A 21,539-nucleotide genomic window follows, 5' to 3' on the forward strand; every position below is an offset into this window, starting at 1 on the left:
TATTTGCGCTTTATTAAGGAATTATAAACTTAAAATCTTTTTATTTGCACATAAGCAGGGAGTTTAAGGCTCAAAGCTTAAAGCAATTACATTAACCGGTTAAACCTTTCTACCTTAAAAAGCTTCACAAATAAAATCAGTGAAGCTCTATAATTATGGAATCGAAAACATAATCGGTGTAATCACAAAACTATGAGCGATAAACCTAAAATAGGCATAAGTATTGGCGATGTAAACGGTATTGGATTAGAGATAATCATCAAAACCCTGGCCGATGCAAAAATATACGATTACTGTACCCCCATTGTTTATGGGCATACCAAGGTAGCATCCTTCCACCGCCGGGCTACGCATATCAATGAGCTTAATTTTAACGTCATAAGCGACGCATCGCAAGCAATGGCAAATCGCGCCAATATGGTCAATTGTTGGGAAGAAGATGTGCGTATAGAACCGGGTACGGTTACAGCGGATGGCGGCAAGTACGCTTACCTCTCTCTGCAACGCGCCACAGATGACCTGCTGCGCGGCATGATAGAGGGCCTGGTTACGGCGCCCATTAACAAAGACAATATCCAGAGCGAAGACTTTAACTTTCCGGGCCATACCGAGTACCTGCAATCGCGCGATAACGCGGATGAATCGTTGATGTTTTTGGTGAGCGAGACCCTGCGCGTTGGCGTGGTTACCGGCCATATCCCGGTATCAAAGATCTCTGAAAGCATCACTACCGAAAAAATTATTGCCAAACTTAAGCTGATGCACAGCAGCCTTCGAGATGATTTTTGGATCCGCAAACCAAAAATTGCAGTATTGGGGCTTAACCCCCACGCCAGCGATAACGGGCTGATAGGCTCCGAAGAAAAAGAAGTAATTATCCCGGCTATAGAAGAAGCCCGCGCGCATGATGTTCTGGCTTTTGGGCCTTATTCTGCCGATGGCTTTTTTGCCAACGGCACCTACCTGCAGTTTGATGCCGTGCTGGCCATGTATCATGATCAGGGCCTTATCCCATTCAAACAGATAGCGTTCGAATCGGGGGTTAATTATACCGCCGGGCTGAGCTTTGTACGCACCTCGCCAGACCATGGCACCGCGTATGATATCGCCGGCAAAAACATGGCTTCAGAGATCTCTTTCCGCGAAGCCTTGTTCACTGCCACACATGTTATTAAGCACCGCCGCGAGACAGCCGAACTAAATGAAAATCCACTTTTATTTAGCAAACTGAGCCGCGACAGGGACTAAAGCACCGCTTAGCGATACTGTTTTGAATAAATCACCGTTTACTTAAAACACTTATCTCTGAAAATACATTTCCCTGTTTAATGAGTAATTTAATTAACCGCATCAGGTCAATTGATGCGTTTCGTGCGGTTACCATGTTCCTGATGATCTTCGTGAATGATCTCGACGGCGTGCCCAATACGCCCGAATGGCTCAAACACGCAGCTGTAGATGCCGATGGATTAGGATTAGCCGATACGATATTTCCCGCGTTTTTATTTATTGTAGGCCTGGCAATACCTTATGCTTTTGCGCACCGTTCAAAAAAGGAAGATGCCAAGATTCCCATGCGCATCATCACGCGCTCCTTCGCGCTCATATTTATTGGTTTTTTTCATGCCAATATGGAAACCTACGACGAGTTGAACGCTATTTTGCCCCGCCCCGTTTGGGATAGCCTGGCTACTTTCAGCTTCTTTTTTATTTTTATCGATTACAGCAAAACCACGTCGCTTGTTAAGCGCTATTTATGCCAGGGCTTTGGCATTGCTTTACTTATACTGGTGTGTATTGTATACAAAAGTTCAGACCCCGGGCACACCTGGCTGCATTTAACCTGGTGGGGTATCCTGGGCCTTATTGGCTGGGCGTACCTCATTTGCGCCTTTATTTATCATTATTCCAACGGGGCGTTATGGGTGCAGGTAGCGGCTTGGCTGTTCTTCATGTTTTTTAACATCGACTATCACTTTGGCTTGCTTAATTTTTTAGCGCCAGTGCAAAAATACGTATGGATATCTGGCAATGGAGCTATGCAGGCCTTCACCATGGCCGGCATTTTTGTTTCGGTACTGTACATTAGGCTTACGCAAAACGGTGAGCTAAAAATGCTTTGGGTGGCCATGTTTTTGATCGCCATCATTATGTTTAACCTTGGCTTTATTGTAAGATACTTTAGCGGCGGCATCTCCAAAATGCGCGACACCCCTTCATGGGTGCTTATATGTACCGGCATCAGCCTCATTGTATACGCGGTATTTGTTTTTGTGGTAGATACCTGCAAAAAATACCATTGGTTTAAAGTGATAGAACCAGCGGGCACTAACACATTCACCTGTTACCTACTGCCGTTTTTGTTTTACCCGCTTTATCAAATGTCGGAGTTGAATTATCCCCAATACTTTGACCAGGGCACGGGCGGGCTTATCCGGTCGCTGCTGTTTTCGCTGGTAATTGTTTGGCTGAGCGGGCTGCTGCAGAAGATAAACATCCGGCTTAAAATTTAAGCGAAGGTGCGAAGCAAAGAGAGGGTGCCTTAAAGGTTCTGAATCCAGGGGCAGCAATGGTAAAAAGCTTTCCTAAGGGTGTCTTTTGGGATGCCGGTGGTGGGTAGTTCGCCAGGATAGGTTTTTTCAAACACTTTTACCATGCAATCGCAAAGTTCGGCTTTTTGCTGCTTGGTGCCTGCGGCACCTGGCAAGTTTAGCTTAAGCCGGTTGGTTATGGTATCCTTTACGGTCTGTTTGTATTCGGGGTTCCAGCCGCTGCACGACGCAAACGTAAAAATCACAGAAAGAAAGAGTAGGGTTCTTTTCATTATTAAAAATTTGAAGCTAAAATAAGTAAAAAATGCATTGCTCTGCTGTTCCTGTTATGAGAGACGAGCAGGGCTAAAGCCCCAGTTTTTACCTGCCGGTCCTCTCCTTTTTTTGTTTTCTGCGCTCTTTTACCCTCCTGTTTTTTGTGTTTAAATTCCTCGTTCTGTGTCTCCCAGATGCCATTGTTTATAACCTCAGTTCTATTTAAAAAAAACAGTTTCCAGTTTTAGGAATTTTACCTACATTTGCGGGCTAATTGTTGCTCATTGAAATCGCTAAGGACATACGCAATCCCATTTACCGGCTTAAAGCTGGGTAAACACCTTTTTGAATATGAAATAGGTGAGGGCTTTTTTAACGAATTTGAGTACTCGTTGGTTAAAAAAGCCAGCCTGCATTGCAATCTTGAGCTGGATAAGGAGGAAACGATGCTCATCCTTAACTTTGACATCACCGGAACGGTTACGGCCACCTGTGATAAATGCTTGTCGGAATATCAGCAGCCGATAGACATTGAGGAGCAACAAATAGCCCGTTTCAGCGAAGAGGAAATGGGTGAGGATGATGAAATTATTACACTCGGTAAGAACGATCACGAGATTGATATTGCCGGGTTGATATATGAATATGTTACCGTTGCCATGCCATTTGTTGCTTTATGCAGCAATCAGGGCGACGGAAAGCAGTGTGACGAGGAAATGCTTGATAGCTTGAATAAGCTATCGGTAAATGAAGAACAAACAGAGAAAATAGACCCAAGATGGGACGCTCTGAAAAAATTAAAGTAAATTAAATAACAGGATCATGCCACATCCAAAAAGGAAAATTTCGAAATCGAGAAGAGATAAACGCCGTACGCACGATAAAGCGTTAGCGCCAACCTTAACCACTTGCCAAACTACTGGCGCTGTGCATTTGCCACACCGTGCCTACACTGTTGATGGTAACGTTTACTTCAACGGTAAAATTCTTATTGAGAAAGCAGTAGCAGTATAAGTTAATTTTCTGAAATGAAGATTGGCTTAGATATAATGGGCGGCGATTACGCCCCCAAAGCAGCCGTTTTAGGAGCGATAGAAGCGTGTAAAACGCTCTCTGCCGGCCAAAAACTGGTTCTTATTGGCGATAGAGATATCGCGGTTACTATTCTTCAGGAAAATAATTTTAGCCCCGATAACTTTGAGTTTGTACACACAACCGAAGTTATCACCATGGGCGAACACCCTACTAAGGCCATCGTACAAAAGCCCGATTCCAGCATTGCTGTGGGATTTAAAATGCTGAAAGAAAATAGCATACAAGCTTTTTCGTCGGCAGGTAATACCGGGGCCATGCTGGTAGGTGCTATGTTTAGCGTAAAAACAATACCCGGTGTTATACGCCCGGCCATGACCACCATTGTACCCAAACTTAAAGGCGGTTTGGGTATTATTTTGGATGTAGGCGCCAACGCCGATTGCAAACCCGATATGCTTGTACAATTTGGCGTATTGGGCAGTTTGCTTGCCGAATCGGTTTACAACATTCCCAATCCCCGCATCGCCCTGATGAACATTGGTGAGGAGGAAGAAAAAGGCAATTTACTTGCCCAGGCCACCTACCCTTTAATGCGCGATTCGAAGTTATTTAACTTTGTGGGCAATATAGAGGGGCGCGACCTTTTTGAGGATAACAACGATGTAGTGGTTTGCGACGGTTTCACAGGTAATGTGATCCTGAAGCTGGCCGAATCATTCTATGTTATTACCTTAAAGAAAAGATTGAAAGACGAGTTTTTCGACCGCTTTAATTACGAGCAATACGGTGGCAGCCCTATCCTTGGGGTAAACGCGCCGGTTGTAGTGGGCCACGGTATCTCCAGCCCCGAAGCCATCAAAAACATGGTGCTTTTATCAAAAAATATGATCGAGACCAATCTCATCGATAAAATTAAACAGGCTTTTCAGTAAAAAAATATGAGTAAGATCCATGCCGCTATTACCGCAGTAAATGGTTACGTGCCCGATTATGTCCTCACCAACCACGAACTGGAAACGATGGTGGAAACCAACGACGAGTGGATAATGAGCCGTACCGGTATAAAGGAACGCAGGATATTGAAAGGCGAAGGAATGGGCACATCTGAAATGGCCGTACCGGCTGTGGAGGGCCTGCTAAAAAAACGCGGCATAAGCGCAGAGGAAATCGACCTGATTATTTTTTGCACCGTAACGCCAGATCTTACCTTCCCTGCAACCGCAAACATACTGGCTCATAAAATCGGCGCGACGAACGCATGGGGGTATGACCTTCAGGCAGCATGCTCGGGCTTTTTGTTTGGGCTGGCTACCGGTGCACAGTTTATTGAGAGTGGCAAGCATACCAAAGTGTTAGTTGTGGGCGGCGATAAAATGTCGTCTATCATTAATTATGAAGACCGTGCTACCTGTATTATATTTGGCGATGGCTGCGGTTGCGCCTTACTTGAGCCTAATGATGAAGGTTTGGGCATCATGGATTCTATTTTGAAGACAGATGGTTCGGGAGCGCAGCTCCTTTATCAAAAAGCCGGCGGCTCCGTTCGCCCGGCATCGCACGAAACTGTTGATAATAAAGAACACTACGCATACCAGGAAGGCCAGGCAGTATTTAAGTTTGCTGTTACTAACATGGCCGACGTTGCCGCCGAAGTAATGGAACGCAACAACCTCACTGCCGATGATATTGCGTGGCTGGTGCCGCACCAGGCAAACAAGCGTATTATTGACGCTACCGCTAACCGTACCGGTATAAGCGCTGATAAGGTGATCATCAATATAGAGCGTTACGGTAATACCACCAATGGTACTATCCCACTTTGCTTATGGGAGTGGGAAAGCAAATTTAAAAAGGGCGATAACCTGATACTGGCTGCTTTTGGCGGCGGGTTCACCTGGGGATCTATCTATTTAAAATGGGCCTATAACTCGTAGATGTGCAGATGATCTGCATGTGTAAAAAACAAAACATCTGCCCAATAATTAATGTTACTTAACTAATAATAAAGCAACAGGGAACATTAATTTGCATATCTGCATATTTGCACATCTGCACATTAAGGTATACCTTAGCTTATAAACTTATCCAAAACCAATTAGCTCCAACATGGATATTAAACAAATTCAGGATCTTATACGCTTTGTTTCCAAATCGGGTGTAAACGAAGTTTCCATTGAACAAAAGGATTTCAAGATCACGATCAAAACCAACGAGGTAGCGCCGGCAGTTTATCATGCTTCGCTGCCTGTGGCACCAATTGCAGCGGCACTTGCCCCGGTTGCAGCAGCGCCAGCACCTGAGCCGGTTGCGGCTATAGCCGATACAAGCAACTACATCACCATAAAATCGCCGATGATAGGTACGTTCTACCGCTCGGCATCGCCGGAGAAACCACTGTTTGTAAACGTGGGCGACGAGATAAGCAATGGCAGCGTGCTTTGCATTATTGAGGCGATGAAGCTTTTTAACGAAATAGAATCGGAAGTATCGGGCCGTATTGTTAAAATATTGGTTGATAACGCTTCGCCTGTAGAATACGACCAGCCTTTGTTTTTGGTTGAACCTAAGTAATTTGAAGATTTGTTAATTTGAGGATTTGAAAATTAAGGTTTTCAGGTCATTGCGTTAAATTTAGTTTACACATTTCAAATTACCATATTTTCAAATTTTCAAATCGAAAAGACATGTTTAAGAAAATATTAATAGCCAACCGTGGCGAGATTGCCCTGCGAATTATTCGTACCTGTAAGGAAATGGGCATCAAAACCATAGCGGTTTATTCCACTGCCGATAGGGATAGCCTCCACGTACGTTTTGCCGATGAGGCCGTATGTATTGGCCCCCCTGCCAGCCGCGATTCTTACCTCAATATCCCCAATATAATTTCTGCTGCCGAATTAACCAATGCCGATGCTATTCATCCGGGCTATGGTTTCTTGTCGGAAAATGCGAAGTTCTCTGCTATTTGTGCCGAATATGGCATCAAATTCATCGGCGCAACTGCCGATCAGATCAACAGGATGGGCGATAAAGCTTCGGCTAAAGAAACCATGAAAAAAGCTGGTGTTCCCATTGTTCCGGGTTCCGAAGGCTTACTTCCCGATATTAAAACAGGCATCGTAATAGCCAATAAAATTGGCTACCCGGTTATACTAAAAGCAACTGCCGGTGGTGGTGGCCGTGGTATGCGTATTGTTTGGAAAGACGAAGAGTTTGAAAATGCCTGGGATAGCGCACGTGCCGAATCTGGCGCGGCCTTCGGTAACGATGGCCTGTACCTGGAAAAGTATGTACAAGATCCCCGCCACATTGAGATACAGGTAGTAGGAGATCAGTACGGCAAAGTTTGCCATTTATCTGAGCGCGACTGCTCTATCCAGCGCCGCCACCAGAAACTGGTGGAAGAAGCTCCCTCTCCTTTTATGACAGAAAAGCTGCGTAAAAAAATGGGCGAAGCTGCTATAAAAGGGGCAAAGGCTGTAAAATATGAAGGTGCAGGTACAGTAGAATTTTTGGTTGATAAGGACCGTAACTTCTACTTTATGGAAATGAACACCCGGATACAGGTAGAGCACCCGGTTACCGAAGAGGTGATTAACTTCGACCTGATAAAAGAACAAATAAAAGTAGCCGCGGGGATCCCAATCTCGGGTAAAAACTACGAGCCAACCATGTGCGCTATTGAGTGCCGCATTAACGCCGAAGACCCTGCCAACAACTTCCGTCCGTCGCCGGGGAAAATAACCAACTTCCACTCGCCGGGTGGCCACGGTGTGCGTGTAGATACGCATGTGTACAGCGGCTACACTATTCCGCCTAATTACGATTCGATGATAGCCAAAGTTATATGCATGGCGCAAACACGCGATGAGGCATTAGCAACCATGGAGCGCGCGCTAAGCGAGTTTGTTATAGAAGGCATCAAAACCACCATCCCATTCCATTTAAAATTACTTAAAGACCCCAACTTTAGGGCCGGTAATTTTACTACCAAGTTTATGGAGACCTTTGAATATTAATAAATAAAAACTTTTAGGGTTACATAAAACGTAAATAGCATTCCTGAGCGTTAAAGGAGTGATATTTAAAACAGATAATGAGCGATAACAAACTAATAAAGGCGATAAAAGAAAAAGGCCAGACCATGGAGGCCGAAATGTCATTTTTTGACCATTTGGAGGCCCTGCGCTGGCACCTCATCCGGGCGGCTATTGCCATCGTTATTTTCACAATTGGCGCATTTTATTTTTACAATTTTATATTCGATACCGTTATCCTGGGCCCAAGCCGCCCCGATTTTTGGACGTACCGGATGCTTTGCAAGCTTGGCGACGCGCTTGGCAAATCGGGCTTTTGCATCGATAAAATAAATATTAAGCTTATTAATACCGAGATGGCCGGGCAATTTACCCTCCAAATAAACTCTTGTTTATTAATTGGCGTGATGCTGGGATTCCCTTATTTGTTATATGAAATATGGCTGTTTATAAAGCCCGCTTTGCACGAGAAAGAGCGTAAAGCCGCAACAGGCTTTGTGTTTTATGCTACCTTCCTTTTTGTGCTGGGCATCCTTTTTGGCTATTACGTAATTACTCCCGAGTCTATCAACTTTTTATCGGGCTTTACAGTGAGCGATAAAATAGAGAACTACTTCGATATTGATTCGTACCTGTCATCAGTAGCAACGCTTACGCTGGCTACCGGCATTGTGTTCCAGCTACCAATATTGGTGTACATTTTATCCAGTCTCGGTATTTTAACGCCAAAATTTATGCGCAGCGGCCGGCGGTATGCGGTGGTTGCCATTTTAGTAATATCTGCCGTTATTACACCAACGCCCGATATGATGACCATGACCATTGTTAGTATCCCACTCTTTGTTTTATATGAGGTAGGTATTGTAGTAGCCGGCGTGGTAGAAAAACGCAAACTGAAACGCGCGGCAGAATTGGATTTGTAATCTTCTCCACTAAGTAGCAAGATTAAAAGCGTAGCCCTCTCTTTTCAAAAGAGTGGGCTTTTTTTGTCGCAACCGCCACCAAAATTGAACACTTAAGAGTTACTTCAACCTTCAAACTCGAAATTGAAAGTTCGAATTTCGACATTCCCATTCCGTTCCTATCAAAAAATTTACGTAAGCCCTTGTATAAAAATTATACATTTGAATAATGAAAACAGGGTTAAAAATTGCCATTGGTGCAGACCATGCCGGCTTCGACTATAAGCAGGCCATTTTAGGCATGTTTGATGATATTGAGTTTAAAGATTTCGGCACCGATTCTGCCGAATCTGCGGATTACCCCGATTTTGCACATGCTGTAGCATCAGCCGTAGAAGGCGGCGGTTTCGATTTCGGTATTCTGCTTTGCGGTAGCGCCAACGGCGTAGCCATGACGGCAAATAAACACCAGAATATCCGCGCTGCTATTTGCTGGAAGGAAGAGGTTGCCATCCCCGCCCGCACCCACAATGATGCCAACGTATTGTGCATCCCCGCCCGCCATGTTACCATAGAGGAGGCAAAAACCATTATAGAACGATTTTTAAACGAAGAATTTGAAGGCGGCCGCCACGCAAGGCGCGTAGGTAAAATTGGCTGCTAATATATTAACCATAGATAAATTAGAATAGATGAAGAAAGTATCACTTTTATTAACTGCCCTGGCTATAGGCGCGAGTGCATGTGCACAGCAAAATGCCACCGCCGTTAAGTACGGTAAGTTAATTACTGCCGAAGATGCCAAAAAGCACCTGAGCATTTTAGCGTCGGATGAGTTTGAAGGTCGCGAAACCGGCAAACCGGGTGCCGAAAAAGCCGCCAACTACATAGCTGGCGAGTTTAAAAAATTAGGGCTGCAAGCACCCGTAAATGGCTCGTACTTTTTCGATGTACCGTTGAGTGAGGTTTCGCTAAAGGTTACCGCTTTCAACATCAATGGGCAGGCATTCGCAAATGGCGAAGATTTTTTCCTTAACGGTTTGTTTGTTGACAAGAGGATCGTTTCTCCTGATATTGTTTTTATTGGATACGGCACAGAAGCAGAATTAGCCGGAACCGATATTACCGGTAAAGTGGTACTGTGGATAAATGAAGACAAACCGGAAGCGGGAAAAACAGCAAACACCAGCTATAGGATGACAGCCGGCCGCCAGGCCATATTAAAAGCCATGCAAGAAAAAAACCCGGCGGCTATTTTTGCAGTCAATAGCGAGCTTGGCCCAATATTGAAACGTTTTGGCAGCAGCATACGCGGCGGCAGATTAGCTATTAAAAAAGACGGTGGCGCAAAATTAAATTCAACCGCACCGGTGTTTAACGTTACCACTACCTTGGCAGATGCTGTAGTTAAACCTACCGGCAAAACCTACGCAGACCTGAAAACAACAGCAGCTACAGCATCACAAACGCAAGTAGTTAAATCTATAGCAACTATAACTTATGCTACCGAGCAAAAAGATGTAAAGGCTGTTGATGTATTAGGCTTTATGCCTGGCAGCGACCCGAAACTGAAAGATGAAGTTTTGATCTTCTCCGCCCACTACGACCACATTGGTTTGGTAACCACCCCGGGTGCTAAAGATAAAGTAAACAACGGTGCCGATGACGATGGCAGCGGTACCACCGGTATGCTGGAAATTGCACAGGCATTTACTAAAGCAAAAAAGGACGGTAAAGGCCCGCGCCGCAGCGTTTTGTTCCTGGGTAATGTTGGCGAAGAAAAAGGATTATTAGGTTCTGAGTACTATACAGACCATCCGGTTTATCCTTTGGCTAATACCATTGCCGATTTGAACATTGATATGATCGGTCGTGTTGGCGAAGAATACATCGGCAAGCCCGATTCTGCTAACTACGTGTATTCGATCGGTTCTAACATGTTAAGTTCAGATCTGAACAAAATTGGCGAGGATGCAAACAACACCTACACCAAAATGAAACTGGATTACAAATACGATGATCCTAACGACCCTAACCGTTTTTACTACCGCAGCGATCATTACAACTTTGCACGTTACGGCGTACCAATTATATTCTACTTCAACGGCGTACACGCCGATTACCACCAACCTGGTGACGAAGTAAGCAAAATTAACTTCCCGCTGTTGGCGAAACGCGCGCAGCTGGCGTTTTACACCGGCTGGGAACTGGCTAACCGCGATGCCCGCCCTGTAGTTGATAAGAAACCTGCAGGCGGCACCCGCTAAGCATTTGCATAATCCTTTTATAGAAAGCGCCTCGCAAGGGCGCTTTTCTTGTTTCGTCTCAAACAGTCACCGTGATGTTTACTTAACTGCACAACCCTCCCAAAGGCAGTGTCTCGCGGCCTTTCCTTGTCAGGCTTGAGGATCGTGACATCGCGCCTGCGTAATAATTAATAAAAAAATAAATTTGCAAAAATGTAAAACATACTTTACATTTGGTAAACTAAGCTTTACAGGCCATGAGAACACGCTATTTATTTCCACACTGGAGCCGGTATCTGGGATGGCTGCTGGTATTTGTACATATCCCCATCATGCTCATCAAAAAGATGCTGGTTGGCGAACATTACGAGGGACACGCCGCTGGCGACACCGGTTTTTTTACTTCCGACCATTTGTTTTTTATAGCCACGGCGCTGTTTATGGCCATCGGGTTATTCCTCGTTGCCTTCTCTAAAGAGCATATTGAAGATGAGCAGATCTCGCAGCTCCGGCTCGATTCCCTGCAATGGGCCATATATGTTAATTACGGCTTGCTAATTTTAACGTTGATAATTTCTAACGACCGCGTGCACATCCTCTTTTTAAACATGTGGGTTCCGCTCGCGTTTTTTATAGTACGCTTCCGCTGGAAGATCTGGCAGCTTAACCGCCTGCTAAAAAAAGAAGAGAGCCAGGCATGACGAATAATATACGCGTAGAGCGCGCCATCAAAAATATCACCCAAGCCGAACTGGCCGAACTGATAGGTGTATCGCGGCAAACCATTAACACTATCGAAAGTAACCGCTATGTGCCATCCACCATATTGGCGCTAAAAATTGCAAGGGTATTTAACAAACCTGTTGAAGAAATATTTAAATTGGAAAAGGAGGACTGAGGCGAGCCCTCTAACCCACTGAACGGGAACAGAAATATATAGTTAGAACTGTAAAATATTGTATCATGGAAAATCAAGATTCTATTTCCATTCGCGCAGGCCGGCTGCCTTTGCCATCTTTTGCCCCGCAGCTGTACATACCCAACGGGGTGGCTGATGTAAGTTTTTACGAAAAAGCGTTTGGCGCAGTGGAGCTTCGTCGTTTTGGTAACGACGATGGCACTATCCATGTTTCGGAGTTTGCCATTGGCGGTGCCATGTTTCACCTGCACGAGCAAGCGCGGCACTCGGGAGGCTTAAGCCCGCATACAAGAGGCGGTACTACCGTTTTAATCGGCCTGTTTGTAGAGGATGTGTATTCGGTAGTAGCGCAAGCCGAAGCAGCAGGTGCTACAATTTCATCGCCGGTGGAGGATTATGATTACGGTTACCGGCAGGCCACCATCATTGATCCGTTTGGCCATCAATGGCAGATACAGGCTCAAATTTGAGTACGTTTAATGCAAAAAATCGCCCTAGAAATCAATCAAAACAGCAAAAAAACGCAAATAATGGAAAGTAAAAAACCCACTTTCGGGCACGGCAAAATTTGTTATATCGAAGTGCCCGCAGCCGACATTGCGGCGTCGGCCGCGTTCTTCGAAACGGTATTCAACTGGCATATCCGCAGGGATAACCATGGCGGGGTATCGTTTGATGATGGCGTAGGCCAGGTAAGCGGCATGTGGGTGACCGGGCGAAACCCTACAGACGGATGCGGCTTGATCGTCTCCATTATGGTAGATGATGCTGCGGCCACAGTTGCCAAAATTGAGGCTAACGCAGGCATAATAGTGCAACCCATCGGCAAGGATTTTCCGGAGATAACCGCCGCCTTTAAAGACCCCGCCGGCAACCTTTGGAGCATATACCAGCATCGGGGGTAAGAGAATTAGGAATCAAGACAGGTACTGAATTTATATCTTGCCGCTGTGCTAAAAGTCTTGCTGCTATCGGCTATCCGCACTTCTTAAATCCCCAAATCTGCACATTCATAAATCACTATCTTTGTGTTATGCGTTTCGATATCATTTCCGTACTGCCCGGCTTGCTGGAAAGCCCCTTCGCCCACTCTATTTTACAGCGTGCCCAAAAAAAAGGCGTGGCCGAAATAGTGGTGCATAACCTGCGCGATTACTCTACCGGCAAACAAAAAAGCGTAGACGACTACCCTTACGGTGGCGGCAGCGGCATGGTGATGACGATACCACCCTTTGCGGCGTGTATTGAGAAACTGAAAAGCGAGCGGGAGTACGATGAGGTGATCTTCATGTCGCCCGATGGCGAAACGCTCAACCAAAAAATAGCAAACCAGTTATCCATCAAAGGAAATATCATTATCCTTTGTGGGCACTATAAAGGCATCGACCAGCGCATTCGCGATGTCTTTGTAACCCGCGAAATTTCTATAGGTGACTATGTGCTCTCCGGCGGAGAACTGCCCGCCGCGGTGCTGGTAGATGCTGTAGTAAGGCTGATACCGGGCGTATTATCTGATGAAACCTCCGCCCTGTCAGATTCTTTCCAGAATGACTTGCTGGACGCGCCGGTTTATACCCGCCCGGCTGATTGGAATGGCCACAAGGTGCCGGATATCCTTTTAAGCGGTGATACCCCCAAAGTAGAGCAATGGCGCTTTGAACAGGCGATAGAACGTACCAAACAACGCCGGCCGGATCTGTTAGAATGAGGAATTTTCGGCGAGCCCTTTAACCCCTGAAGTGGGAATAGAAGTTTACATAATGTCTATGAAGTTTCGGCTAACAGAACATAGTCTTTAAGCGTTTCAAAAGCTCCCCCTTCAGGGGGCTTGGGGGCCCGCCGATGGCCATGCAACCAAATTCCATTTTTGCATTATACATACAGGGGATGCCAAAAAAGAACAACAGCTTATACAGCGATGCCGGGATAACCCAGCTGTGTTTGGCGATGTTTTTGATATTTGGTAAGCCCCGGTATTCGGTTATATCTATCGCCGTACTGCCGATTACAACCTCTCCCGCGACATTGCTGCCGAAACATTCCTGAAAGCTTACCTCAACATAGGGCGCTTTAGCTGGCATGGCGTCAGCCTTTCCTCGTGGATCTACCGCATTGCTACCAACGAGCTTAACCAGTATTCCCGCAAGCAAAAGTATCAGCCACAATCGCTACAGCAATTACTGGAAGAACCCGGGATGGCCAAACTACTGCATGCACAGGCCGGTAATGAAAAAGAAATTATAGAAAAGGAAATGAAGGACCTGAGCGCCTACAACCAGGTGCGCGTAAATCTACTTAAACTGGATAATACCAGGGGGTGATCTCACTGCGCTACTTTGAACAAAAAACCAATACCACATAAGCAACATACTGGATAAAAACGAAGGAACGGTTAAATCGCTGCTTTCGCGCGGACTGGAGAAACTAAGAGATATGCTTTAACGCTGCAACCAATTATCATTTACACATTATAGAGATATAACAATGAAAGATAAAGACGAATTTTTAAAAGAAATGGAAAACCTGCAAGTCCCAAGTGCCGATCCGTCGGCACACCACCAAAACAGCGTTAAAATAGCCATCATGAATGCCAACCGCTCAGCGGCCCTTGGCACCTGGCTTATTGCCGTGCCCTGCTACTTTTTGTTCCGTGTGTTTATGTATTATTACTCGCACGGGCAACGTAACTGGTTTGAGGCAATGTTCAATATCATTATTAGGCTTGATGACAACCCCTGGCTCGATTTCCTGGCGCCGATAGTGCTCATCATAATGCCGATAGGTTGCATTATCATCAATGTGCTTTCCATTACCCGTGTGCAATATAAGGCGGTGGATGAGGCGCGCAAATACAAAGAATTTAGCTTCACTATCCGCATCAGGTGGTGGAATGTGCTGCTCATCGTGCTCAGCCTGCTTACATCAGCGTTGTTCATCGCTTTCGCCATGACAGAAAATATCTCAATCACAAAATAACCTCATCATGAAATTAAACTGGTTCACCCGCAAAGGCATCGTTTATTTGCCTGCGTCTATCATTGGATGGCTTATATTTGCCGCCGCGTTACTGTATGCCGTTTACGCTTTTATCGATATCGACAGCCGCTCGCATTTGGTAAGCGATATGCTTATTAACTTTGTGTTTAACTTTTTGTTGATAGGATTGGCATACACGATAGTGGCCTATTTTACCGAGAAGAAGCCCGCTGGCCCTCTATCTCTCTGATGAGTAAACAGAAGCTTGCATTGACATTTGCTTTGCTACTGTACGATAAATGTTTAGGCGTTTAAAGGCGGGCTAAGGGACTCGTCGCCAACCTGATTTTGTGCATAAAACATAAAATGTGGAAATTTTTAAAACATACTTTTTTATTTCAAATAAAATCCCTATTATTGCACTCCGATTTTTACGGGTTAAAAGTCGCTTTAAGAGCTAAAAATCATGGATTTAGTAAAATTTGTAGAAGAGCAATCAGTAGTTAAGAATCAATTTCCCGCTTTTAAAGCCGGTGACACTGTTAGCGTGTATTATAAAATCAGAGAAGGTAACAAAGAACGTATACAACTTTACCAAGGTGTTGTACTACAACGTAATAGCGTTGGCAACAGCGAAACTTTTACCGTGCGTAAAGTTTCTAACGGTATAGGTGTAGAGCGTATATTCCCTTACAACTCTCCAAATATCGATAAAATTGAAGTGAACAGTGTTGGTAAAGTACGCCGTGCCAAATTGTTCTATCTGCGTGCCCTTACCGGTAAAGCAGCCCGTATCAAATCAAAAAGAGTTTAATTTACATTTTTGTATATTAAGGCCTTTCTGCATTTTGCAGAAAGGCTTTTTTTGTTTCAACCCGGTTTGCTGATGAAATACGTATTTTTTGTAGCTGCTTTTTTGATAGGGAACACTGCTTTTGGGCAAAACTTAACGGGTAAATGGCTGGGCGAGTTGCCCCAGAATAACCGCGATGTTAAATTTAAGCTGGAGATAGATCTGGTACAAACCGGTAAAAACCTTGTAGGTACCTCCACCTTTACTACAGTAGATAACCATAAGGTTGTTTTTGCCCTGCAGGGAACCGTTGATGGTAAAAACGTGGTGCTGGAAGAGTACAAAGGCGTAAGCTGCGATTGCGAAAGCGGCAAGTACGAATTTTGCCTCAAAAAAATGAAAGGTACCTTCACGGTAGATTCGCTGAACACGCTGTTTGTTGTTGACGGCACCTGGACGAGCGAAAGATCTTTTAATGGAAAAGAATACCTTAACAGTGTTTGCGAACCAGGCCGGTTTACTATTGTGAAACCCGCGTTTATTCGCCCGCTGGATGGTTATTACCGCAAAAGCAACATCGCAAATTCAACAAAACCAGCAACTTATGCCAACACGCGCGAGGCCGATTTGGTGTTTGCAAAACGCGTTTGGCGCGAGATAGACTTGCGCGAAAAAATGAACCAATACCTGGCATCGCCCAAGCAGCGATTGATGGATGTTTTGCTTACCGCGGTAGAAAAAAGGGACGTGGTAGCCTACGACCCTACCTCTACCAAAGATGACCTTAATGGAGATGCTTTCTCCAAACGCTTAACCGTGGCCCAGGCACTCCGCAGGCTTGCCGATAGCAGCGTAGTAGATGTGATAGATAAAAAAACAGGTGAAAAAACAGCTTCTAAAATTGTTGCCGGAGAGTTTAACCCCGACGATATTGTAAAGTTTCGCCTAAAAGAGGATTGGCTGTACGATAAACAACGCGGCATTTTTGAACCGCGTATTATTGGCATTGCGCCGCTTATAAAAATTAAAACGGCGGGAGGTGTAACTAATAACGAATATCAGCCCGCGTTTTGGATCTATTTCCCCGAGGCGCGCAGCATACTTGCCACCAAGGAAGCTGTGAACCGTGGAAGCGATGCCACCGGCCTAAGCTTTGATGATGTGTTTATGAAAAGACTTTTTACCAGCTACATCATCAAACAATCTAACGACAGGGATGAGCGCATTCGCGATTATGCGCAGGGCATTGATAAGCTTTACGAGGGCGAACGGCAAAAGCTAAACCTGAAAGGCTGGGAGCTTGGGCTGTGGCAGTATTAAGGTTGGTGAGTGGTTGATTAAGTGAGTGGTTCTTATTTCGACAAATAGCATAAAAACAACTACCCACCTAATCAACCACTCACTATTTCTTCGGCTTCGCGAATTTCTCTTTAGGGGCTGTTTTAGCCTGCGGGCCTTTCTTTGTTTTTTTCGGCATATCTTCATGTTCAACAATCATGGTAGGCTTGCCATGCGCGTTAGATAGCGGTACTGTTGAGGGCTCTGTAAAGTTGGGAATTTGTACTTCATCGGGCACGTCGTCAATATCTACAAATGTACCAACGGATGGCAATTCGGCCAATATAGTGCGGCCTCCTTTAACAACATCGTTAATAGCAACATTTATTTTAGTGTTGAGCGGTAAAAAGATATCCACCCTCGAGCCAAACTTAATAAAGCCAAACTGATGCCCTTGTTGTACCTGGTCGCCTTCTTTTACATACCATACAATACGGCGGGCCAAAGCACCCGCTATCTGGCGGAACAGTACCGCTACACCCTCACTGTTTTCGGTAACTACAGTGGTGCGCTCGTTCTCTGTAGACGATTTTGGGTGCCACGCCACCAGGTATTTGCCCGGGTGGTATTTAAAGTATTTTACAAAGCCGCTGATGGGGTTACGGTTAATGTGTACGTTAATGGGCGACATAAATACCGAGATCTGGATACGTTTATCCTTAAAAAACTCTGTTTCCACGGTTTCTTCAATTACCACAACCTTACCGTCGGCAGGGCAAAGCACCTGGGTTTCTTCGGCATTTATGGCCAGTATAGGGCTGCGGAAGAATTGTAGGATGATAAAAAACAACAGGGCCGACAGAATATAAACCACCCATTTTAGTGTATTGGCATCGGGGAGGTAAAACTGGATCAGCGCATTCACAACAGCTATGAACAAAACGGACAAGGCTATGGAGGTATATCCTTCTTTATGGATAGTCATACGAGCTTATATATTGGTTAAAAATATTATTACAAAACTAAACATTTACTACAAAGTACAGGTATGTGTACACAATTGGCGCGGCAATTAAAAAACCGTCGAACCTATCCAGCAAACCGCCGTGACCAGGCAATATGCCGCCCGAGTCTTTTATGTTGATACTCCGCTTAAACATGGATTCCACCAAATCGCCCAGGGTGCCAAAGCAGCCGATGATGATGGCGATGGATACCCATTGGTTCCAGGGCAGATCGGTAAAGTACAGGCTGATAATAAAGCCTACTATGGCGGCTATTAAAACCCCGCCTATAAAGCCTTCCCAGGTTTTCTTGGGCGAGTGGCGCTCAAACAGTTTGGTACGGCCAAAGGCACGGCCCACTAAATAAGCACCGGTATCATTAGACCAAAGCATCAGCAAAAAAGCTAAGGGAAAATGGAAATTAAAAGCTCCCTTAACATATGCCAGCGCATGAAAAAAGGTAAACGGTAAGCAAACCAATACCAGCCCCCCAAGTGTGTAAGCGATATTGGTAAACGGCGAAACTGACAGCTTAAACAACTCTTGTATGAAAATTGCGCTGATTGATATGGTTATCAAAAACAACAATTTGTGCAATAATGGGCTATCCTGGTAAGTAATGAACGCGAAAATGCCATAAATAAGCACCGCGTTAATAAACCCCGCTGCTCTGTTGGGTTGTATGCCGCTTTTGATATTAAGCCCATAGAATTCGTGCAGGCAAAGCAGGCAAAGCACCAGGTAAAATATTCCGAAAGGATAATGGCCCAGCAATACAGAGCCTAACATTACAATAATAAAAAAGAAGCCTGTGATGGCGCGTGTCTTCATAAGTTCAATTGGTTCAATATCATTATTTCAACGGCAGTGCTAAAGTTTTCCTGGTGAATGTACACTTCAATGTCGCCAAAATCGTGATGGGATGATGCCTGCCGGTTAAGCAAAACAGCATCAATGTGGTGGCCGGTAAGCATTTGCTTAACAATTTCTGATTGATAAAAATTGGTGGATGTAAAAATTTTAACCCAGTTCTTCTCCATTAATGTTAACAGCCTGCTTTTTGCCCGATGTTATGTTTTTGTAAACTAACAGCAAAATTATAACAATTATCGCGCTAAATATATAGCCACTGTAAGTAAATGTGTGTGTGTCGTCGGGGTTTATCTTTATTTTTTTCTGCTGATACAAATATGTTACAATTACGGCGCTCCCATTATTTACAAAGTGTGCCCACACCGCCGGCCAGATGCTGCCGCTCCATATAGCGAAGTATCCCATTAAACCACCTAAAAGCACCCTCGGAAGAAAACCAAAAAACTCCAGGTGGAAAGCGCTGAAGATGGCGGCGGTTACCCAAACAGCTACATGCTGGTTTTTTGTCCACCGGTACAAAATAGGCTGCAACACCCCGCGAAACATAAACTCTTCGGCGATGGCGGTAAGCAAACCCACAAGCAGCAGGTTTTTAAGCATATCGCCGATGGTATTCATTTTCAGGATAGCTTCGGTCAGTTTTTGCGCGCGGTCTTCGCTCTCGCGGATCATTTTTTCCAAGCCTTTAAGGCTTGCCGGCAAGTTAAGGTGCTGGTTTACGCGGCTCAATAATTCTATCAGCGGCAAGCATAGCATCATAATAAAAAACACCACTATCAGCGTTTGCCATGGAAAGGGCTTTGCCACGCCCATCAGATCCTTAGGCTCCTTCACCACAAACCGCGCGAAGATTACCGACGAAATAAAAATGGGGAAGGTCATGGCGATGATCTGCAAAAGGTACAAGGCCTGCCCAACATTCGGGTTGCGGAAGTTTAAGGCTCCGATATCCCGGAGCAGGTTAGCGCCATACATTCCGGCTATACCAAAGGCACCCACTACATTACAAACGATAAATATCCCTGCAAAAAGAAGGAGGAAATAAAGCAATTGCCTGCCCGGCGATAGCTGATTTACAGGCTGTTTTACCATTTAGCTTAAATTTCGTAAATTTGTACGAATATAATTCATGTCGGTACAAATAGGAAATATAGATTTAGGGGAATTCCCGCTGCTGCTGGCACCGATGGAAGACGTGAGCGATCCGCCTTTCCGTTACGTGTGCAAGCAAAATGGCGCGGATATGATGTATACGGAGTTTATTTCTTCGGAGGGATTGATACGCGATGCCGCCAAAAGCCGCCAGAAACTGGATATATTTGAGTACGAGCGTCCAATTGGCATCCAGATCTTCGGCAGCGATATCGACCACATGCGCGAAGCAACCGAGATTGCGAGCCTTGCAGGGCCCGACCTGATGGATATCAACTACGGCTGCCCGGTAAAACAGGTTGCATGCCGTGGCGCAGGCGCAAGCTTGCTACAGGATATTGATAAAATGGTAGCCATGACCAAAGCGGTTGTTGGCGCTACGCATTTACCCGTGACTGTAAAAACCCGCCTCGGCTGGGACGATAGCACCAAAAACGTTTACGAAGTTGCCGAACGGCTGCAGGATGTGGGTATAAAGGCACTCACCATACACGGGCGTACCCGTTCGCAAATGTACAAGGGTGTTGCCGATTGGAGCCTGATACACGATATTAAAAAGAATCCGCGTATTAAGATCCCCATCTTCGGGAACGGAGATATCGATTCGCCGGAGAAAGCAGCCGAATGGCGGATGCAGTTTGAAGTGGACGGTATGATGATCGGTCGCGCTGCCATTGGTTACCCATGGATCTTCCGCGAGATAAAGCACTACTTTAAAACCGGCGAGCATCTGGATAAGCCAACCATTGCCGAGCGCATAGAAGTTTGCAAAACCCACCTGCAAAAATCAATGGAATGGAAAGGCCCTCGCACTGGTATTTTTGAGATGCGCCGCCATTACAGTAACTATTTTAAAGGTGTGCCCGATTTTAAGGAGTTTAGGATGAAACTTGTTACCGCAGGCACCGTAGAAGAGATCATGGATATTTTAGCAGAGGTTGACAAAAAATATGCGTTTGAAATGGCGTAATATTTGTTTGGATGCTATATATTTGAATTAAAAGAGATTAACAAGCAATGGCTACTACCATAACTGAAGGTGTTAAGGTTTCAGTTGAAACAATTTACCAGCCCGAATATTCTAACCCGGCTAACGACCACTTTATGTTTGCCTACCGGGTGAATATAGAGAACATGAGCAATTATGCCGTGCGCCTGCTAAGCCGCCATTGGTATATCTTCGATTCTAATGGTGCCAAGCGCGAAGTAGAAGGCGAAGGGGTGGTAGGCCAGCAACCCATTATTGAACCCGGAACTTCCCACGAATACGTATCGGGCTGTAACCTGAAAACCGATATGGGCAGCATGAAAGGCGAATACCAGATGGAACGCCTGTTAGATAGCTCCCTCTTCAACGTACAAATACCTGAGTTTTATCTGGTAGCACCGTATAGGTACAATTAAGTATATAAGAGCCAAGATTAGTAGAGCCCCCGTTTTAGTCACGAAACGGGGGCTTTTTATTGTTCATCCCGGCGTTTAATTTCATACGTTTCCATATTAATTTTACATTTGAT

General features: G+C 45.1%; 28 protein-coding genes and 1 pseudogene. 23 read left to right on the forward strand and 6 right to left on the reverse strand.

Features of this window, described 5'->3' with window-relative positions; all coding sequences use genetic code 11:
* The first annotated feature begins 192 nt into the window (after positions 1 to 192).
* On the forward strand, positions 193 to 1,248 hold the full coding sequence (gene pdxA / locus EPL05_RS10795; protein WP_128533974.1) for a 4-hydroxythreonine-4-phosphate dehydrogenase PdxA: 1,056 nt from the start codon (positions 193 to 195) through the stop codon (positions 1,246 to 1,248).
* A gap of 80 nt (positions 1,249 to 1,328) precedes the next feature.
* Entirely contained in the window at positions 1,329 to 2,513 is a 1,185-nt protein-coding gene (locus EPL05_RS10800) for a DUF5009 domain-containing protein (RefSeq protein ID WP_128533975.1), read from the forward strand.
* Between the two features lie 29 nt (positions 2,514 to 2,542).
* On the opposite strand, the gene EPL05_RS10805 is transcribed toward EPL05_RS10800, so the two are convergent.
* Positions 2,543 to 2,824: a hypothetical protein gene (locus EPL05_RS10805; protein WP_128533976.1), complete on the reverse strand. Its 282-nt coding sequence runs from the start codon at positions 2,822 to 2,824 to the stop codon at positions 2,543 to 2,545.
* A 267-nt stretch (positions 2,825 to 3,091) separates the two neighbouring features.
* On the opposite strand from EPL05_RS10805, the gene EPL05_RS10810 reads away from it, so the two are divergent.
* From EPL05_RS10810 to trmD, 14 genes are all read left to right on the forward strand, one after another.
* Positions 3,092 to 3,613: a YceD family protein gene (locus EPL05_RS10810; RefSeq protein WP_128533977.1), complete on the forward strand. Its 522-nt coding sequence runs from the start codon at positions 3,092 to 3,094 to the stop codon at positions 3,611 to 3,613.
* A 16-nt stretch (positions 3,614 to 3,629) separates the two neighbouring features.
* Positions 3,630 to 3,821: a 50S ribosomal protein L32 gene (rpmF, locus tag EPL05_RS10815; RefSeq protein ID WP_128533978.1), complete on the forward strand. Its 192-nt coding sequence runs from the start codon at positions 3,630 to 3,632 to the stop codon at positions 3,819 to 3,821.
* Between the two features lie 14 nt (positions 3,822 to 3,835).
* On the forward strand, positions 3,836 to 4,774 hold the full coding sequence (gene plsX, locus EPL05_RS10820; protein ID WP_128533979.1) for a phosphate acyltransferase PlsX: 939 nt from the start codon (positions 3,836 to 3,838) through the stop codon (positions 4,772 to 4,774).
* A 6-nt stretch (positions 4,775 to 4,780) separates the two neighbouring features.
* Positions 4,781 to 5,776, forward strand: a complete 996-nt coding sequence (locus EPL05_RS10825; protein WP_128533980.1) for a beta-ketoacyl-ACP synthase III — start codon at positions 4,781 to 4,783, stop codon at positions 5,774 to 5,776.
* Positions 5,777 to 5,948: 172 nt separating this feature from the next.
* Positions 5,949 to 6,413 carry an acetyl-CoA carboxylase biotin carboxyl carrier protein gene (gene accB / locus EPL05_RS10830; RefSeq protein WP_128533981.1) on the forward strand — a complete coding sequence of 155 codons (465 nt, stop codon included), beginning with the start codon at positions 5,949 to 5,951 and terminating at the stop codon, positions 6,411 to 6,413.
* 113 nt (positions 6,414 to 6,526) lie between these two features.
* Entirely contained in the window at positions 6,527 to 7,861 is a 1,335-nt protein-coding gene (gene accC, locus EPL05_RS10835) for an acetyl-CoA carboxylase biotin carboxylase subunit (RefSeq protein WP_128533982.1), read from the forward strand.
* Between the two features lie 77 nt (positions 7,862 to 7,938).
* The gene (gene tatC, locus EPL05_RS10840; protein ID WP_128533983.1) at positions 7,939 to 8,802 is read left to right on the forward strand and encodes a twin-arginine translocase subunit TatC; all 864 of its coding nucleotides are present in this window, start codon (positions 7,939 to 7,941) and stop codon (positions 8,800 to 8,802) included.
* Between the two features lie 208 nt (positions 8,803 to 9,010).
* Complete coding sequence (rpiB, locus tag EPL05_RS10845; protein WP_128533984.1) at positions 9,011 to 9,445, forward strand: ribose 5-phosphate isomerase B; 435 nt, start codon at positions 9,011 to 9,013, stop codon at positions 9,443 to 9,445.
* Positions 9,446 to 9,473: 28 nt separating this feature from the next.
* On the forward strand, positions 9,474 to 11,048 hold the full coding sequence (locus EPL05_RS10850) for a M28 family peptidase (protein ID WP_128533985.1): 1,575 nt from the start codon (positions 9,474 to 9,476) through the stop codon (positions 11,046 to 11,048).
* Positions 11,049 to 11,284: 236 nt separating this feature from the next.
* Positions 11,285 to 11,728: a hypothetical protein gene (locus EPL05_RS10855; protein WP_128533986.1), complete on the forward strand. Its 444-nt coding sequence runs from the start codon at positions 11,285 to 11,287 to the stop codon at positions 11,726 to 11,728.
* On the forward strand, positions 11,725 to 11,925 hold the full coding sequence (locus tag EPL05_RS10860; RefSeq protein ID WP_128533987.1) for a helix-turn-helix transcriptional regulator: 201 nt from the start codon (positions 11,725 to 11,727) through the stop codon (positions 11,923 to 11,925). Before EPL05_RS10855 ends, EPL05_RS10860 begins: the two co-directional genes overlap by 4 nt.
* Before the next feature lie 65 nt (positions 11,926 to 11,990).
* On the forward strand, positions 11,991 to 12,416 hold the full coding sequence (locus EPL05_RS10865) for a VOC family protein (RefSeq protein WP_128533988.1): 426 nt from the start codon (positions 11,991 to 11,993) through the stop codon (positions 12,414 to 12,416).
* Positions 12,417 to 12,476: 60 nt separating this feature from the next.
* Positions 12,477 to 12,851, forward strand: coding sequence for a VOC family protein (locus tag EPL05_RS10870; protein WP_128533989.1), 375 nt, complete (start codon positions 12,477 to 12,479; stop codon positions 12,849 to 12,851).
* A 128-nt stretch (positions 12,852 to 12,979) separates the two neighbouring features.
* Positions 12,980 to 13,654 (forward strand): tRNA (guanosine(37)-N1)-methyltransferase TrmD, encoded by a 675-nt coding sequence (gene trmD, locus EPL05_RS10875; protein ID WP_128533990.1) that lies wholly within the window; start codon positions 12,980 to 12,982, stop codon positions 13,652 to 13,654.
* Between the two features lie 70 nt (positions 13,655 to 13,724).
* Here the strand turns inward: trmD and EPL05_RS10880 are convergent, their stop codons facing one another.
* Positions 13,725 to 14,027 carry a hypothetical protein gene (locus tag EPL05_RS10880; RefSeq protein WP_128533991.1) on the reverse strand — a complete coding sequence of 101 codons (303 nt, stop codon included), beginning with the start codon at positions 14,025 to 14,027 and terminating at the stop codon, positions 13,725 to 13,727.
* On the opposite strand from EPL05_RS10880, the gene EPL05_RS24635 reads away from it, so the two are divergent.
* From EPL05_RS24635 to porN, 5 genes are all read left to right on the forward strand, one after another.
* On the forward strand, positions 13,971 to 14,267 hold the full coding sequence (locus EPL05_RS24635; protein WP_394342727.1) for a sigma factor: 297 nt from the start codon (positions 13,971 to 13,973) through the stop codon (positions 14,265 to 14,267). The two genes, EPL05_RS10880 and EPL05_RS24635, sit on opposite strands and share 57 nt — an antisense overlap.
* A gap of 163 nt (positions 14,268 to 14,430) precedes the next feature.
* Complete coding sequence (locus EPL05_RS10890; protein WP_128533992.1) at positions 14,431 to 14,922, forward strand: hypothetical protein; 492 nt, start codon at positions 14,431 to 14,433, stop codon at positions 14,920 to 14,922.
* Between the two features lie 7 nt (positions 14,923 to 14,929).
* Entirely contained in the window at positions 14,930 to 15,172 is a 243-nt protein-coding gene (locus EPL05_RS10895) for a hypothetical protein (RefSeq protein WP_128533993.1), read from the forward strand.
* Positions 15,173 to 15,388: 216 nt separating this feature from the next.
* Positions 15,389 to 15,736, forward strand: coding sequence for a 50S ribosomal protein L19 (gene rplS / locus EPL05_RS10900; protein WP_128533994.1), 348 nt, complete (start codon positions 15,389 to 15,391; stop codon positions 15,734 to 15,736).
* A gap of 72 nt (positions 15,737 to 15,808) precedes the next feature.
* Entirely contained in the window at positions 15,809 to 17,035 is a 1,227-nt protein-coding gene (porN, locus tag EPL05_RS10905) for a type IX secretion system ring subunit PorN/GldN (RefSeq protein ID WP_243837275.1), read from the forward strand.
* A gap of 289 nt (positions 17,036 to 17,324) precedes the next feature.
* On the opposite strand, the pseudogene EPL05_RS10910 reads toward porN, so the two are convergent.
* The 4 genes and pseudogenes from EPL05_RS10910 to EPL05_RS10925 all read right to left on the reverse strand — a co-directional run.
* A pseudogene (locus EPL05_RS10910) lies at positions 17,325 to 17,978 on the reverse strand (phosphatidylserine decarboxylase family protein); the annotation flags it as partial.
* Between the two features lie 37 nt (positions 17,979 to 18,015).
* On the reverse strand, positions 18,016 to 18,828 hold the full coding sequence (locus tag EPL05_RS10915) for a phosphatidate cytidylyltransferase (protein ID WP_128533995.1): 813 nt from the start codon (positions 18,826 to 18,828) through the stop codon (positions 18,016 to 18,018).
* Entirely contained in the window at positions 18,825 to 19,037 is a 213-nt protein-coding gene (locus tag EPL05_RS10920) for a hypothetical protein (RefSeq protein ID WP_128533996.1), read from the reverse strand. Before EPL05_RS10920 ends, EPL05_RS10915 begins: the two co-directional genes overlap by 4 nt.
* A complete protein-coding gene (locus EPL05_RS10925; protein ID WP_128533997.1) occupies positions 19,018 to 19,962 on the reverse strand; it encodes a CPBP family intramembrane glutamic endopeptidase in 945 nt (314 codons plus the stop codon). The genes EPL05_RS10920 and EPL05_RS10925 overlap by 20 nt, the downstream gene beginning before the upstream one ends.
* 37 nt (positions 19,963 to 19,999) lie before the next feature.
* Here EPL05_RS10925 and dusB point away from each other — a divergent pair, with 37 nt between their 5' ends.
* A complete protein-coding gene (gene dusB, locus EPL05_RS10930; RefSeq protein WP_128533998.1) occupies positions 20,000 to 20,992 on the forward strand; it encodes a tRNA dihydrouridine synthase DusB in 993 nt (330 codons plus the stop codon).
* Positions 20,993 to 21,039: 47 nt separating this feature from the next.
* Complete coding sequence (apaG, locus tag EPL05_RS10935; RefSeq protein ID WP_128533999.1) at positions 21,040 to 21,426, forward strand: Co2+/Mg2+ efflux protein ApaG; 387 nt, start codon at positions 21,040 to 21,042, stop codon at positions 21,424 to 21,426.
* Positions 21,427 to 21,539: the final 113 nt, after the last annotated feature.

The sequence above is a fragment of the Mucilaginibacter gilvus genome (assembly GCF_004054195.1).
Classification (GTDB): Bacteria; Bacteroidota; Bacteroidia; order Sphingobacteriales; family Sphingobacteriaceae; genus Mucilaginibacter; species Mucilaginibacter gilvus.